Origin of the sequence: Bradyrhizobium oropedii (assembly GCF_020889685.1) — a bacterium.
Lineage (GTDB): Bacteria > Pseudomonadota > Alphaproteobacteria > Rhizobiales > Xanthobacteraceae > Bradyrhizobium > Bradyrhizobium oropedii.
In genome coordinates this window covers 1-15,105 of the sequence record NZ_JACMYO010000200.1, presented here as the reverse complement: position 1 = coordinate 15,105, position 15,105 = coordinate 1, and the positions used below count along the sequence as shown (strand labels likewise).

Genomic DNA, 15,105 nt, shown 5'->3' with positions numbered 1-15,105 from the left:
CCGCGCTGTCAGATGCAAAGCCGTCCGGCGACAACGCCTTCAAGATCGAGCTCGCGCAGCGCATCGTCGTACGCGCGCTCACCCTTGCCGCCGCAGGCACGCCGGATCGCATTGCCGCGCTGCCCGGCTCTCCCTTCTCATCCGTTGCAGGAGCGTAACGCATGACGGTTGAACTCAGTCTGACCCGAGACCCCGCCCATATCAGGCATGGCTCGAATATCGGCCAGCCGATGACCCGCACCGACGGCGTGCTGAAGGTCACCGGCAAGGCCCGCTATGCCGCCGACAATCATCCGCCCGGCATGGTCTATGCCGTGATCGCGACCAGCTGCATCGCACGCGGCCGCGTCAAATCGCTCGACGTCGCCGCTGCCAAGCGCCATCCCGGTGTGATCGACGTGATGACCCCGGCGCACAAGCCGGAGCTGGCGGAAGATCCCGACGCCAAGGGCAATCCGTTCGCCTTCCGCATGGAGCTCCTGCAGAGCGACGAGGTGCGCTACGCCAACCAGGCGATCGCGGTCGTGATCGCCGAGACGCTGGAGGCCGCGACCGAAGGCGCGGCCTTGCTGTCGCCGCGCTACCAGGTCGAGATCGCGCGCGTCGGCCTCGACGCCGGCGAGGCCTATGCGCCGCCGGTAGTCGGCATCGGCAATCCCGCCGAGGTCCGTCACGGCGACATCGACGCCGGGATGGCCGCGGCCACGAAGCTGACCGATGCGACCTACGAGACCCCGGCGCAATATCACAACGCGATGGAGCCGCATGCGATCGTCGCGGTGTGGGACGGCGACCGTCTCTTCATCGACACGCCGAGCCAGGGCATGGGCTTCGCACAGATGCGCGTCGCCGGCCTGTTCGGCATTCCGCCGGCGAATATCCACATCAACAGCCCGTTCCTCGGCGGCGGCTTCGGCTCAAAGGGACTGATTTCCGGGCCGCAGGTGCTCGGCATCATGGCAGCCAAGCTGATCGGGCGTCCGGTCAAGCTGGTGCTGCGCCGCAGCCAGATGTATGGCCCGGTCGGCCATCGTCCGCCGACCCGCCAGCGCATCCGGATCGGCACCGACGACGCCGGCGTGCTGGCCGTGATCAACCATGAGGCGCGCGTCACGACGTCGAGCTTCGACGATTTCTACGAGCCTGCGGCGGACGCCTCGCACACGCTCTATGCCAGCCCCGCGATCCGCACCGCGCATGAAGCCGTGCGCGTCGACACCGGTACGCCGCTGTTCATGCGCGCGCCGGGCGAGGCCACCGGATCGATCGTGCTGGAAAGCGCGATCGACGAGGCGGCGTTCGCCTGCGGCATCGATCCGCTGGAGTTTCGGCTGAAGAATTATGCCGAGGTCGAGCCGACCACCGGCAAGCCGTTTTCCTCCAAGGCGCTGCGCCAGTGCTACGCGAGAGCCGCCGAACGCTTCGGCTGGGCGGGTCGTCCGCTGCAGCCGAGGCAGATGCGCGACGAGAACGGCTTTCTGGTCGGTTGGGGCATGGGGACCGCGACGTTCCCGGCCATCATGTTCCAGGGCAATGCGCGCGCGATGATCCGTGCCGACGGCAAAGGCGTGATGGAGACCGGCGCGCACGACATGGGGCAGGGCGCCTGGACCGCGCTGGCGCAGATCTCGGCCGACTCGCTCGGCCTCGATTTCGATCAGCTGACGTTCCGCTCCGGCAGCTCCGATCTGCCCGATGCCGGCATCGCCGGCGGTTCGGGACATACCGCAACCGTCGGTGCCGCGATCCACAATGCCGGTGCTGCCGTGATCGCCAAGCTCGCCGAACTCGCCACCTCGGACCAGCGCTCGCCGTTGTTCGGCGCCGGCAATGCCGGCGTGGTGGCGCGGGCCGGTCGGCTGCATCGCCGCGATGACGATGTGCGGAGCGAGAGCTATGCCGAGATCCTGGCGCGCGCCGGCGTTGCCGAGGTCGACGCCAGCGGCACCGGTGCGGCCGATGCAGCGGCGCAATCGCAATATGCGATGCACGCGCATGGCGCTGTGTTTGCCGAGGTCAAGGTCGATCCGGAACTCGGCCAGATCCGTGCCACGCGGCTGGTCGGTGCGTTCGCGGCCGGACGCATCATCAATCCGTTGATGGTGCAGAGCCAGCTGCGCGGCGGCATGATCTGGGGCCTCTCCTTCGCGCTGCATGAAGAGGCGGTGATGGACCATCGTTCGGGGCGCATCCTGAATGCGAACCTCGCCGAATACCATGTGCCGGTGAATGCCGACGTGCCGCCGATGGATGTGATCACGGTCGACGAGCACGACCCGCACGTCAATCCGCTCGGCATCAAGGGCGTCGGCGAGATCGGCATCACCGGCAGTGCCGGCGCCGTCGCCAACGCCGTCTTCCACGCCACCGGCATCCGGGTGCGGAATTTCCCGATCAAGATCGAGGAGTTGGTGGTGGGGTTGGAAGGCTAGCCCTCTCCGTCATTGCGAGCGAAGCGAAGCAATCCATACCTCCACTTGCTGAGAGATGGATTGCTTCGTCGCTCCGCTCCTCGCAATGACGACACGCGAAACAGCCATCACCGTCGTCCCTGCGAAAGCAGGGACCCATAACCACGAGTGCGAGTTGTTGCGCGATGCTGGGGCCGCGGCTTACAACATAACCTTGTCGTAATGGGTCCTGGCTTTCGCCAGGACTACGGTGGAGGAATGGAGGGCCTCACCCCGCCGCCGTCACGCAGTTCACCCACAGCACCACGGCGTTCGCATCGCGCGCGGGATTGGAGAAGCGATGCGGCCTGCGGCTGGCGAACCGGAAGCTGTCGCCTTGCTTCAGCGTCCAGGTCTCGGTGTCCACCGTCAGAATCATCTCGCCTTCAAGCACGAGGCCGGCCTCTTCGCCGTCATGGGTATAGAACTCATCGCCGGTGTTGCCGCCGGGTTCGAGATGCACCAGGAACAGGTTGAGCCGGCTCTCGCTGCCGGCGGGGCTCAGCAGCTGCTTTGAAATTCCGGTGCGCCATAGCTTCAGCTCGGCGCGCTGCACCTCGCGGGTGACGACGCCACCGGCGCTGTCGTCTTTCGGTGTCGCGCCGAACAGTGCGGCGATGCCGACGCCGAGCACGTCGGCCAGCGTTGCCAGCACGCGCAGCGAGGGCGACGACAGGCCGCGCTCGATCTGGCTGATGAAGCCGATCGAAAGGTCAGTGTGCGCAGCAACTGTTTCCAGCGACATCTCCTTGGTGCGGCGCAGATCGCGGATGCGGCGTCCGACCGTGAGATCCATCGCGGGTTCGGCCGGCTTCCTGGCCAGTTTTTTGGCCGGTCGTTTGGCGGCGCGGCGTGCTGTCGCTGGCTTCGCTGCCGCGCCTTTGCGCATTCTCTTGCCGCCGCTCACGTCAGTCCGCTTCCTTCATGTGCATGAAAACCGCTTGCATTGGCCGCGGTTTCGTGACCACAATTTCATATTGGTGAAAATAGGCCGGAACGGCGTCGCCCGCAACCAAAAGCGCTGACACAGCGGGCGATGCGGTGCCAAGGCCAGCTTCGGGAGGTGTTGCGATGTCGTTTCAGCGTCTCGTTCAGGCCGCGGTCGCGGTGCTTGCCCTTGCCGTGAGCACGCCGTCGGGCGCGCAGCAGGTGCTGAAGGTCGGCTCGACGCCGACCGGCATCCCCTTCACCTTTCTCGACACCAAGACCAATTCGATCCAGGGCATCATGGTCGATCTCGCCACCGAGATCGGCAAGGACGCCGGATTCTCAGTGCAGATCGAGCCGATGCAGTTCTCGGCCCTGATCCCCTCGCTGACATCAAACAAGATCGACATCATCGCCGCCGCGATGTTCGCCACCGCCGCGCGAAAGGAAGTGATCGACTTCTCCGAGCCGGTCTATACCTATGGCGAGGGCCTCGTGGTGCCGAAGCCCGACACCAAGGCCTATGTCTCGCAGGAGGATCTGAAGGGCACCGTGGTCGGCGCCCAGGTCGGCACTGCATTCGTCGATGCGTTGAAGAAGACCGGCCTGTTCAACGAGGTCAAGGTCTACGACACCATTCCCGACATCCTGCGCGACGTGAATGCGGGTCGCCTCAAGGCCGGCTTCGCCGACTATCCGATCCTCGCCTATAATCTCCAGCAGGGCAATTTCGCCGACGTGCGGCTGGTCGACGGCTACAAGCCCGTTACCGTCGGCACGGTCGCGATCGGTGTGCGCAAGAGCGACACCGAGCTGTTGGCGAAGATCAACGCCTCGCTGGCGAAGCTGAAGGCCAACGGCACGATCGCAAAGATCCTGGAAAAATGGGGCCAGAAGGCCAGCGCGTCTTGACAACTACGCCTTCGCTGGCACCTCCAGTGATCCGTTATCCTGAGGTGCGAGCGGAGCGAGCCTCGAAGGATGCACGGCCCGGCTGGTGGCCGTCGACCCTCCGAGACGCGCTACGCGCTCCTCAGGGTGACGGTGGTGGCATTCGAGCACACGGGGACCGGATAAATTTAGCCGATGCAAAAATTCTTCCATGACGCCGTCGAGTTCGTGCCGATCCTGCTGCAGGGCGTCTGGCTGACCATCGTCGTCACCGTCGGCTCGCTCCTGCTCTCGACCGTGCTCGGCCTGGCGTGGGCCTTGATGCGGGTGTCCGGCATCGGCATTCTGGTCGGCCTCAGCGCCGCGGTGATCAATGTGATCCGCGGCATCCCGATCATCGTGCTGCTGTTCTACATCTATTTCGTCATGCCCGATTTCGGCATCGCGCTGTCGGCGTTGCAGGCCGCGATCATCGGGCTCGGCATCGCCTATTCGGCCTACCAGGCGGAAAATTTCCGCGCCGGCATCGAGGCGATCGACAAGGGCCAGATCGAGGCGGCGCAGACCATCGGCATGGGCTGGTGGCTCACGATGCGCCGCGTGGTGCTGCCGCAGGCGGTCAGGATCATCCTGCCGCCCTACGGCAACATCATGATCATGATGCTGAAGGATTCCTCGCAGGCTTCCACCATCACGGTCGCCGAGCTGGCGCTGCAAGGCAAGCTGATCGCCTCCTCGACCTTCAAGAACACCAGCGTGTTCACCCTGGTGGCGCTGATGTACCTCACCATGAGCATCCCGCTCATCCTGCTGGTTCGGCACTTCGAGAACAAGGCGAACCGCAAATGATCGAGCTTCGCGACGTCCACAAGAGTTTCGGCAAGGTCGAGGTGCTGAAGGGCATCACCGCCTCCGTCGCCAAGAGCGAGGTGGTCTGCATCATCGGCCCGTCCGGTTCGGGCAAGTCGACCATCCTGCGCTGCATCAACGGGCTCGAGAGCTACGATCGCGGCGAGATCAGCGTCGAGGGCGCGCGCGTCGACAGCAATGACCGCTCGATCGTTGCGATCCGCACCCAGGTCTCGATGGTGTTCCAGCGCTTCAATCTGTTTCCGCATCGCACAGCGCTCGAGAACGTCATCGAGGGCCCGCTGTATGTGAAGAAGGAGCCGCGCGAGCAGGCGATCGCGCGCGGCCGCGCGCTGCTGGCGCAGGTCGGGCTCGCCGACAAGGCCGAAGTGCACCCGCCAAAACTCTCCGGCGGCCAGCAGCAGCGCGTGGCGATCGCGCGTGCGCTGGCGATGCAACCGAAGGCGATCCTGTTCGACGAGCCGACCTCCGCGCTCGATCCTGAGCTGGTCGGCGACGTGCTCTCGGTGATGCGCAAGCTCGCCGACGACGGCATGACCATGGTGGTCGTCACCCACGAAATGGGCTTTGCCCGCGATGTCGCCGACCGCGTGCTGTTCATCGACGGCGGCGTCATCGTCGAGCAGGGCGCCGCCAAATCCGTCCTCAATCAACCGCAGCACCCGCGCACCCAGGATTTTCTGCGCCGGGTGCTGCACCCACTGTGATCCGGTACTTTCTATGAACGCGCCAACACGCCTTCCTCTCCCACCGAGCCTCTATGCCGATACCGCGGTCGAGGCGACGCCAACGCCGCCGCTGACGTCGGACAGGAGCGCGCCGGTCGCGATCATCGGCGGCGGCTTCACCGGCCTGTCGACCGCGCTGCATCTCGCCGAGCAGGGCGTTTCTGCGACCGTGCTCGAAGCGCAGGAGCCGGGTTGGGGAGCGTCCGGCAACAATGGCGGGCAGACCAATCCCGGGCTGAAGCACGACCCCGACCAGATCGAGAAGGATTTCGGCGCCGACCTCGGCCGCCGCATGATCGAGTTCTCCTACGGCACCACCGACTTCACGCACGACCTGATCCGCCGCTACCAGATCCCCTGCGAGGCGCGGCAGAACGGCACGCTGCGCGCTGCCTACAATGAGGCGAGTGCTGCAGCGATCGAGACCACGGCGAAGCAGTGCATCCGGCGCGGCATGCCAGTGAAACTGCTCAACGCCGCCGAGATGCGCGAGATGACCGGCAGCGACCGTTACCTCTGCGCCATGCTCGATGCCCGCGGCGGCGACCTGCATCCGCTGAGCTATGCCCGCGGGCTGGCGCGCGCCGCGATCGGGGCGGGCGTTGCCGTCCATGGCGAGACGCCGGCGCTGCGGCTCCGCCGTGACGGCGGCCGCTGGCGGGTCGAGACCCGCGGGCAATCGTGCATGCCGACCAGGTGCTGCTTGCGACCAACGGCTTTACCGACGATCTGTGGCCGGCGCTTCGCCGGACCATCGTGCCGGTGTTCTCGTCGATCGCGGCGACCGCGCCGCTGCCCGACGAGGTGGCCCGCACGATCATGCCGAGCCGCCCGGTGCTGTACGAGAGCGGTCACATCACGGTCTATTACCGCATCGACCAGCACAACCGCCTCTTGATGGGCGGCCGCGGCCCGATGCGCTGGATCAAGGGCCCGTCCGACATCTCCTATCTGATCCGCTACGCCGAGCGGCTGTGGCCGCAGCTTAAAGGCGTCAGCTGGACCCATGGCTGGAACAGCCGTCTCGCCATCACCGCCGATCACTACCCGCATGTCCATGCGCCGGCTGAGAATCTGCTGATATCGCTGGGTTGCAACGGCCGCGGTGTCGCGCTCTCGACCGCGATGGGCGCGCAACTGGCCCGCCGCCTGGTCGGCGGTCCCGAGGCCGAGATCGACATGCCCGTGACCGGCATCAAGCCGATCCCGATGCACGCCTTCTGGCGGGTCGGCGTCACCACGGCCGTGCTGACCGGCCGGGTGCGGGACCGGCTCGGTGTGTGAAGCAGTTTATACAATTGTAGAATGTGCTGGGCTAATCTGACGCGTCGGATATATTCGCAGTCTTCATTGAAAGGCTGTTCATGCAGTGCGAGCGATGCGGTCATGCGAACCGGGCTGGCAACGATTATTGTGAAGATTGCGGTGCGCCGTTAGGCCTCAAATGTGATTCCTGTCACCATGTGAACGGGCCCTCCAGCCGTTTCTGCGGCCGTTGCGGGACCGCGCTTGCCGCGGCAGCCACCCGTCCCGATGCGCCCTCGCAGCGGATGCTCCGGTCGCTCAGCACCAAGGGCGGCGAACGCAAGAACCTCACCTTGCTGTTTGCGGATATCCGCAACTCGACCAATCTGATCGACAGCCTCGGCGATCCCGAACTCGGGATGCGGCGCCTGGAACCGGTGCTCGACCTGATGAAGGAGGCCGTCCACCGCTACGACGGCATCGTCAACAAGATCCAGGGCGACGGTGTGATGGCGCTGTTCGGCGCACCGCCGCGCCCGCACGAGGACCACGCGGTCCGCGGCTGTCTCGCCGCTCTCGCCATGCAGGATTCGGTTGCGAGGCTTGCCGATCCCGGCATGCAGATCCGGGTCGGGCTGCACACCGGTGAAGTCGTCGTTCAGACGGTGGAAAACACCATCTATCAGACCTACGACGCCGCCGGCGCCAACGTCCATATCGCCAACCGGATGGAGCAGATGGCAGATGAGGGAGCGATCCTCATCACGCGCGACACCTATCTCGGCGCCAGGCAGTTCGTCGAGGTCCTGCCGCTCGGCATGCAGACCATTCGCGGCATCTCCGCGCCGGTGGAGGTGTTCAGGCTGACGGGGCTGCTGAGCGCGCCCGCGAGCGACGTCTTCCGCAGCGGCCGGCGCCTGACCTCGATGGTCAACCGGACCGAGCAGATGGCGGCGCTCGACCATGAGCTGTCGCGCGCGGTTGGCGGCGACGGCCGGGTTGTCGGCTTGGTCGGCGACGCCGGCATCGGCAAGAGCCGGCTTTGCTTCGAGTTCGCCGAAAACTGCCGCCGCAAGGGAATACGCGTCTACGAGGCCCGCGTGCTGGCGCATGGGCGCGCAACACCGTTTCAGCCCGTGCTCGAGCTGTTGCGCGACATCTTCGGCATCCGCGTCAAGGAGCCGGTCGAGACCTCCAGGCGTCGCGTCATCGACCGCTTCGCCCAGATGTCCTCATCGGATCAGGAGCTGCTGGTGCTGCTCGAGTTTCTCGGGCTCGCCGATCCGGAGCATCCGGCCCCGAAGCTCGATCCGCGCGCGCTGAGGCTCCAGCTGCTCGATCTCGTTCGAACGCTGGTGCGCGCGCGGTCCGGTGACACGCCAACGGTCGTTCTGATCGAGGATTTGCACTGGATCGACGCCGCGAGCGAGGAGTTCGTCGAGACGCTGGTCGATGCGATCGTCGGCACCGCGACCTTGCTGCTGGTCAATTTCAGGCCGGGTTTCACCGCCGCTTTCATGCAGCGTTCGCACTACCGTCAGATCGCGCTGCCGCCGCTGCCGTGGTCCGATTCGAACGAGCTGCTCCGCGAGCATTTCGGCAAGCATCCCTCGCTGGCCTCGCTGAGCAGCAATGTCATCGAACGCGCGCAGGGCAATCCGTTCTTCATCGAGGAGCTTGCCAACTCCGTCGTGGAGCGCGGCAATGTGGAAGGCGAGCGCGGCAACTACCGGCTCAAGCATGGCGTCGATGCGGTGCCGCTGCCCGCGACGGTGCAGGCCGTCGTGGCCGCCCGCATCGATCATCTCGAGGAGGTCGCCAAGCAGGTGCTCGAAACCGCGGCCGTCATCGGCCGGCTCGTCGCGATGTCGGTGCTGCGTCCGGTCGCGGCGCTGCCGAACGATGATCTGCTGAACGCCATCGCGCAGCTCCGGCAGGCCGAGCTGCTGTACGACCTGCCGCCCTACGACAAGGGATTGCTGGCGTTTCGGCATCCGTTGATCCAGGAAGTGGCCTACGCGACCCAGTTGCGGTCGCGGTTGACCACGCTGCATGCGACCGTCGCCAAGGCCATCGAGAGCTTCGACTGGGGCAAGCTCGACGAGTTTGCCGGGCTGCTCGCCTATCACTACGAAGCCGCGGGTCAGCCTTTGGAGGCGGTCACGCATTTGCAGCGTGCGGCGCGCTGGATCGGCAAGACCAACTCCGCCGAGGCGATGAAGAGCTGGAAAAAGGTTCGCGCCTTGCTGCAGGAGCTGCCTTCGTCCGAATATGTCGACCGGCTGCGGGCGATGTCGAGCGGCCAGATCCTCAACTTCGGTTGGCGTGAGGGGATGTCCGCCGACGAGGTCAAGCCCTACGCCGAAGAGGCGATCAAATACGCACGCGCGGCGGACCCGGTGCACGAGCCGATCCTGCTCGGCGCCTACGGCCGGATCCTGGCCGCGACCGCGGCAGCCGACGATTACGTCAATCTCGTGCAGGACGCCGTGAAGCTCACCTCCGGCACCGGGGACGTCGGACGATTTGCGACGGTCAATGCCATGCTGAGCCAGGCGTTCTTCCTGTCGGGCCGTCTTTCCGAGGCGCTGGACGCCGGGCAGGTGGCGGTTGCCGCTATCGCGGAGCAGGGCGGCTTTCACAACAACGTCACACTCGGCCTCAACCCGAACCAGATTCTCGGCTTCGACGTCGAGCACTGGATCAACTGCCTTGGCACCAGAATACTGGTGCGCCTGGGCCGATTTGACGAGGCCGAACAGCGGATCGCCGAGGTGTTGCGGGCCGAGCCGGAACGCTTCGCGGCTGTCGTGCAGTTCATTCCGCATTTCGCAATGGTGGAGATGGGCTGGAGCCGCGGCCGGCCGGAGCTCGCAAAGCCGCATGCGGCGAGGATCGCCGAGTTGGCCGAGCAGTCGGGAACGCCCTATCTGCGGGTCGCCGCTGTCGCCAGCGCCGGCCTCGCCAGCGGCGCCGCAGGCGACTTCAAGGTTGCCGCTGCCCAGCTTCGGGAGGCGATCGACTTTGCGCGCTCTGCGCGAGCCGGCCTGGAATTCGAGGCCCGCATGCTGGCGGATCTGGCCGAAGCGCTCTATCGGTCCGCCGACCATCATGCGGCGCTGCAAGCGGTGGACGAGGCGCTGACCGTCGCGCGGCGGAGGACCGATCGCATCGCCGAACTCCACGCGACGGTCCTGCGCGGCTTGATCATTTGCGCTTTGGGCAGCACGTCACATGATGAGCTTGACGAGATTGTCGGCTGCGCTCAGAATCTGCTCGATGTCTCCGGGGCAGTCTACTTCACGCCACAACTCGATCAGCTTCGATTGCATCTTGAGCGACGTCGCTAGTCGCGACGATATTTTCATTTCTGGAAACAAGGTACTGAGGGGGTTTTGATGGGACGGATGATTCAAGACGATACGACGCGCGATGTCCTGGATCTGCTGAACAAGCGGTTTGGTCCCGGCGGGATCATGGAGATGGTCGAGCTGCAAAAGGAGTTCGACATCTTCTCTCCCAATCATCCCCTCGAGCAGTCATTCAGGCTGATCGGGATCGAGCCGGCCGACCGGGCCGAGCGCCAGCGCTGGTACACCTTCCTCGGCACGCTGAAGGACTATCCTTCCGATCAGCCCAATGTGAGCGGCTATAAGCGGGTGGTCCAGGCGTTCCGGCAGGCGCTTACGCAGAGCCCGTATCTGCCGGTGCTCGTCACGGCTCACGCGATGAAGGAAAATCCGCAGGTGACGTTTGCAGCCGATGGCAGCACGCCGCTGATCTACTCGACCCAATCGTATCGGGTTCTGTCGATCCCGACCAAGCCGAGCCTGGTCGCGCGCAAGGAGCTTGCGGCGGCAGCCAAGCAGCGACGGGCCAAGAAGGCCAAGAAGTGACCATGAAATGAGCAGGGCATGAGCATCGCAGCGGAGACCGCGTGCCCCGGCGCCGAAGGCGACCGGGCGCGGTTCTCCGACCTGTATGCCAATGTCGAATCCTACTACAGCGCGCGGGTCGCCAAATACGGCGCCACCCCGCGCGGGGTGGACTGGTCCTGTCAGGCCACCCAGGACCTCCGCTTCGTCCAGCTGCTGAAGCTCTGCGACTTTTCCGCGCCGTTCAGCCTGAACGATATCGGCTGCGGATACGGCGCGCTGTGCGGCTATCTCGCAAGGCGTCACCCGCACGCGGCGATCGACTATCTGGGGATCGATCTGTCGCTCGCCATGGTCAGCCGCGCGCGCCGCCGCTTCTCGGCGCCGGGACGACGTTTCAAGGTCGGCAAAACCAGTCCGCGCCGCGCGACCTACTCGGTCGCGAGCGGCATCATGAATGTCAATGTCGGCGGCTCCCGCGCATCCTGGGAGGGGTTTGTCGCCGAGATGCTGGCCGACCTGCGCCGCGCCAGCCTGCGCGGCTTCAGCGTCAACTTCGTCACCGGCGGGGCGGACGGCACCGCGGCCGCCGATGCAGCGCCGGTGCAGCTCTACTGCACCAGCCCCGAGCCGTGGATCCACTATTGCGAGCGCGAGCTCGGCTGCACGGTCGAGACGATCGACGGCTACGGAATGAACGAAGTCACCCTGCTGGCGCGCTGCAACGATTGCTGATCGAGCGGCGCCCACGCCCGGCCGCAAGCAGGCCGATCCTCCTCGATCTGCAGACATTCCGCCAGGTCGCATCACAGCCGCCGTATTGACCGGAGGGGATGCGGGACCGGCTCAGGTGTAGCGGTGTTCATCGCGTCCAGGCTTCGCCCAGATGCGTCCTGAAGAACGCAATGGCTTCGGCGTGGAAGCGCCGATGAAAGGCGAGGCGGTCGAAGCCCGGCGCGTCGGTGCAGATGCCGGCCATCTTCGCCGTCTCCTCCGGCGTGCATGTCGCGAGGAAAGAGAAGTGCTTCGCATCCTTCACCAGGTGAAAGTCCGGTTTGGATGGAAGCCTGTCGTTGATGGCGGCAGCACAGCACCCGGAGAGACCGTCACCGTTCTGCGCGGGGTCCGAGCTCCACAGTTGGATCGGGATCGTCACGGCTTTCAGATTCTCGGCCGCAAAGAACAACACAGGATAGGGATCGACGACGATCGCAGCCTTGATCCTCGGATCGTGAACGACCGGTCCGCTCGGCTTTTCTCCGCCTTCGAGTTCCTTGCAGGCTCGCAAGGCCGATGTCTGGCAGTTCGGCAGGCCCTTGCGGAGATCGGGCTCACCGCCCACCGCCGCGAGGCCCGTATAACCGCCCCAGGAAAAACCGTAGAGACCGATGCGTCCGGCGTCGATGTAAGCAGCATCAGGCCAGCCTTGAAGCGCGTAGTCGATCGCGCGCTTGATGTCGGCGGGCCGCTCTACCGTGACGGCAAGACTGTCGGTGCCGCTGGTGTCGCGTTCGGTATCGGTCGGGTGATTGATCGTCAGAACCATGAAGCCGGCGTCCGCCAACGCCGCGGCGGTGTCATGATGACCGCCGAGCCACCCGCGCCTGCCATGCGAGATCACGATCAGCGGCAGCTTGTTTCCTGCGAACGGGCAGTCGTTCACGCCGAAGAACGTTCTGCCGCCGCGGGCATCGATCTCGTGCGGAGCCTCGGCGCAGGGATGCCAGACCACCCCTCGGATCGCGGGGCCGTCAGTGCTCGCGGGAACGTCGAAAGCCCGCAGTCCGGCCGCCTGCGCAGCCGAAAGCCCGAGCGACAACAGAGCGGACAACAGGAAGGGAGACCAACGCATAGGGCTATCGCTTGTCGAGAATTCGCAACTCGGCCGTGGCGGTGGCGACCGTCACGTTCTCCGCATCGATCAGCTCGGCCTCGACGATCATGTCGCGCCCGGTCTGCGAGATGATCTTCGCCTTGGCCGTGATCGGACCAACGCGCGCCGGCTTGAGAAATCGCGTGGCAAGAGCTTTGGTCACCACCGTCCGTGTTGCGGGAAGTGCTGCAAGCGCACCGAGGCCCGTGGCCGAATCCAGCATTGCGGCGAGGAAGCCGCCCTGGATCGTGCCATGCCGGTTGGTGAATAAGGGCTTCGCCTCGAAACGGATCGAGGTGATCTCGCCGTCGAAGCCCAACCACTCTCGCCCAAGGAGCTGCGCGCCGGGCGGTACGTCTGCACTTGCTTCACTCAATTCGGTCACCGCGCTTGTTGCTCGGCCAAATGTGCCAGCCGTTCTCGGACTTCAAGCCGCCTTCGGAAACATTGGTCGGAAAAACGACTGATCATACCGCGTGAAGCAGCCCGTCTCCTTTGCGAAGGCTATTGCTTTCTGAACGTCCGGATCGGCTGCGGAATCCTCTCGATATTGCTCGTAGGCGGCGAGGCTGGGAATGCTGAACATCGCCAACGCGACGTCACTCGCGCCTTCGGACGGCAGGAAGTAGCCGTGATGGATGCCGCCGAACCGCGGCAGCAGGTCGAGCCACATTGCAGCGTAAGCTTCGAACTCGGCGAGCTTACCCAGTCTGACCTCATAACGCAGGTAACAGGTGATCATTCCGCGGCGCTCCAATTCATCGTTGACCGAGGTTTCTCACTATAGCGCAGCGGCGGGTTGAATCGACAACCATCCTCATCGTCGTCCCTGCGAAAGCAGGGACCCATAACCACAAATACTGATTGTCACGCGATGTTGGAACAACGAATCCCCTTCGCAACATCTGCCGCGGGGTATGGGTCCCTGCTTTCGTAGGGACGACGATGGAGGGTGAGGCGCGACATCGGCTTGAGGCACCGCGGTCTGCACGCCGCGATCACGCTTCACTCCGGGGACGGCCACCACGGATATTGGCTCGGCATGTCCTGGGAGACCTTTCCCGGAAAGGCCGGCTTCCGCTTCTCGATGAAGGACTGCACGCCCTCGCGTACGTCGGCATGGCCGCCGCGCTCGACCGACATCGGCTTGTCGATCGCGAGCAATTCGAATGGGTCAGGTGCCCCGGCGAAGCGCCAGAGCATCTGGCGGGTCAATGCGACCGACACGGCCGAGGTCTCCGCCGTCATCTCGTGAGCGATCTGCCGCGCCCGCTCGAGCACGGCGTCCGGCTCGACCACCTCGCTGACGAGGCCGCCTTGCAGCGCCTCGTCCGCATCGAAAGTGCGGCCGGAGAGGCACCAGCGCAGCGACTGTGGCAGGCCGACGAGTTTTGGCAAGAACCACGCACTGCCGGCCTCCGGCACCAGCCCGCGGCGCGCGAAGATGAAGCCGATCTTGGCGCCGCGAGCCGCGATGCGGATATCCATCGGCAGCGTCATCGTGATGCCGACGCCGACCGCACCGCCGTTGATCGCGGCGATCGAAGGCTTTCGGCAGTTGAAGATCGCCTCGACGAAGCGGCCGCTGCGCTGCCCGGCGCTTGCGAACACGCCTGCGCCGTGGCTGCCGGAGGTGTCGAAGCTCTTGGCGCCGCCGGAGACGTCGGCGCCGGCACAGAACGCACGGCCTGCGCCGGTGACGATGATCGCGCGGACGCCGTCATCCCGATCGGCGCGGTGGAATGCGTCGGCGATCTCGGCGCCCATGGTCCCGGTGTAGGCATTGAGCTTGTCCGGGCGATTGAGCGTGACGATCATCAGGGAGCCGTCGATGTCGCACGTGATCTGTTCGTAGTTCATGACGGCCTCCCCGAGATTGTTGTTGTTATGCGCGCTGTGATCGTTTCACCCCTCCGCGATTGCATCGGCCCACGGATGGAACGGCTCGGTGGCACCGCTGTTCGTTGTGCCATCGCGCAGCACGATGCTGGGGCAGGCGAACTTCTTCGGCTGGGTCTGGATGCGTGCCTCCTCATAGTCGAAGCTGCCGCGCAGCGCGTCACGCACGGCTCGTGGCAGGCGGACATCGCCGATCACGACGGCGCCTTCGCTGGCGTCGATGCGCGGCTGATGGATCGCGGCATCGAGATCCATGCCGAAATCCATCACGAAGGAGAGCAGCTGCGATACCGCGGGCAGGATACGGCGGCCGCCGGATGCGCCGGCGGCAAGACGGCGGCCGTCGG

General features: G+C 65.3%; 13 protein-coding genes and 2 pseudogenes. 9 read left to right on the top strand and 6 right to left on the bottom strand.

Annotated elements, in window-relative coordinates; translation table 11 throughout:
* Both H8A95_RS35945 and H8A95_RS35940 read left to right on the top strand, forming a co-directional pair.
* Nucleotides 1-158, top strand: a pseudogene (locus H8A95_RS35945) (FAD binding domain-containing protein); the annotation flags it as partial.
* Between the two features lie 3 nt (nt 159-161).
* The gene (locus H8A95_RS35940) at nt 162-2,432 is read left to right on the top strand and encodes a xanthine dehydrogenase family protein molybdopterin-binding subunit (protein ID WP_229187433.1); all 2,271 of its coding nucleotides are present in this window, start codon (nt 162-164) and stop codon (nt 2,430-2,432) included.
* Between the two features lie 247 nt (nt 2,433-2,679).
* Here the strand turns inward: H8A95_RS35940 and H8A95_RS35935 are convergent, their stop codons facing one another.
* Nucleotides 2,680-3,339: a cupin domain-containing protein gene (locus H8A95_RS35935; RefSeq protein ID WP_229187432.1), complete on the bottom strand. Its 660-nt coding sequence runs from the start codon at nt 3,337-3,339 to the stop codon at nt 2,680-2,682.
* A 182-nt stretch (nt 3,340-3,521) separates the two neighbouring features.
* On the opposite strand from H8A95_RS35935, the gene H8A95_RS35930 reads away from it, so the two are divergent.
* The 7 genes and pseudogenes from H8A95_RS35930 to H8A95_RS35900 all read left to right on the top strand — a co-directional run bounded on the left by H8A95_RS35930 (nt 3,522) and on the right by H8A95_RS35900 (nt 11,721).
* Nucleotides 3,522-4,289 (top strand): ABC transporter substrate-binding protein, encoded by a 768-nt coding sequence (locus tag H8A95_RS35930; RefSeq protein WP_229187431.1) that lies wholly within the window; start codon nt 3,522-3,524, stop codon nt 4,287-4,289.
* A 174-nt stretch (nt 4,290-4,463) separates the two neighbouring features.
* Nucleotides 4,464-5,117 carry an amino acid ABC transporter permease gene (locus tag H8A95_RS35925; protein WP_229187430.1) on the top strand — a complete coding sequence of 218 codons (654 nt, stop codon included), beginning with the start codon at nt 4,464-4,466 and terminating at the stop codon, nt 5,115-5,117.
* Nucleotides 5,114-5,845, top strand: a complete 732-nt coding sequence (locus H8A95_RS35920) for an amino acid ABC transporter ATP-binding protein (protein WP_021081852.1) — start codon at nt 5,114-5,116, stop codon at nt 5,843-5,845. The genes H8A95_RS35925 and H8A95_RS35920 overlap by 4 nt, the downstream gene beginning before the upstream one ends.
* A gap of 13 nt (nt 5,846-5,858) precedes the next feature.
* Nucleotides 5,859-7,150 (top strand): annotated as a pseudogene (locus H8A95_RS35915) (NAD(P)/FAD-dependent oxidoreductase).
* Between the two features lie 80 nt (nt 7,151-7,230).
* Entirely contained in the window at nt 7,231-10,461 is a 3,231-nt protein-coding gene (locus tag H8A95_RS35910) for an adenylate/guanylate cyclase domain-containing protein (RefSeq protein WP_229187429.1), read from the top strand.
* Between the two features lie 48 nt (nt 10,462-10,509).
* A complete protein-coding gene (locus tag H8A95_RS35905; protein ID WP_229187428.1) occupies nt 10,510-11,007 on the top strand; it encodes a hypothetical protein in 498 nt (165 codons plus the stop codon).
* 18 nt (nt 11,008-11,025) lie between these two features.
* Nucleotides 11,026-11,721 carry a class I SAM-dependent methyltransferase gene (locus H8A95_RS35900; RefSeq protein WP_229187427.1) on the top strand — a complete coding sequence of 232 codons (696 nt, stop codon included), beginning with the start codon at nt 11,026-11,028 and terminating at the stop codon, nt 11,719-11,721.
* A gap of 127 nt (nt 11,722-11,848) precedes the next feature.
* On the opposite strand, the gene H8A95_RS35895 is transcribed toward H8A95_RS35900, so the two are convergent.
* The 5 genes from H8A95_RS35895 to H8A95_RS35875 all read right to left on the bottom strand — a co-directional run.
* Nucleotides 11,849-12,838 (bottom strand): alpha/beta hydrolase family protein, encoded by a 990-nt coding sequence (locus H8A95_RS35895; protein WP_229187426.1) that lies wholly within the window; start codon nt 12,836-12,838, stop codon nt 11,849-11,851.
* Between the two features lie 4 nt (nt 12,839-12,842).
* Nucleotides 12,843-13,244, bottom strand: a complete 402-nt coding sequence (locus H8A95_RS35890) for a PaaI family thioesterase (RefSeq protein ID WP_229187425.1) — start codon at nt 13,242-13,244, stop codon at nt 12,843-12,845.
* Between the two features lie 42 nt (nt 13,245-13,286).
* Entirely contained in the window at nt 13,287-13,601 is a 315-nt protein-coding gene (locus H8A95_RS35885) for an NIPSNAP family protein (RefSeq protein ID WP_229187424.1), read from the bottom strand.
* A gap of 263 nt (nt 13,602-13,864) precedes the next feature.
* Nucleotides 13,865-14,719, bottom strand: coding sequence for an enoyl-CoA hydratase-related protein (locus tag H8A95_RS35880; protein WP_229187423.1), 855 nt, complete (start codon nt 14,717-14,719; stop codon nt 13,865-13,867).
* A 45-nt stretch (nt 14,720-14,764) separates the two neighbouring features.
* Nucleotides 14,765-15,105: gamma-glutamyltransferase (locus H8A95_RS35875; protein WP_229187422.1), on the bottom strand; the 341-nt coding region annotated here is incomplete at its 5' end.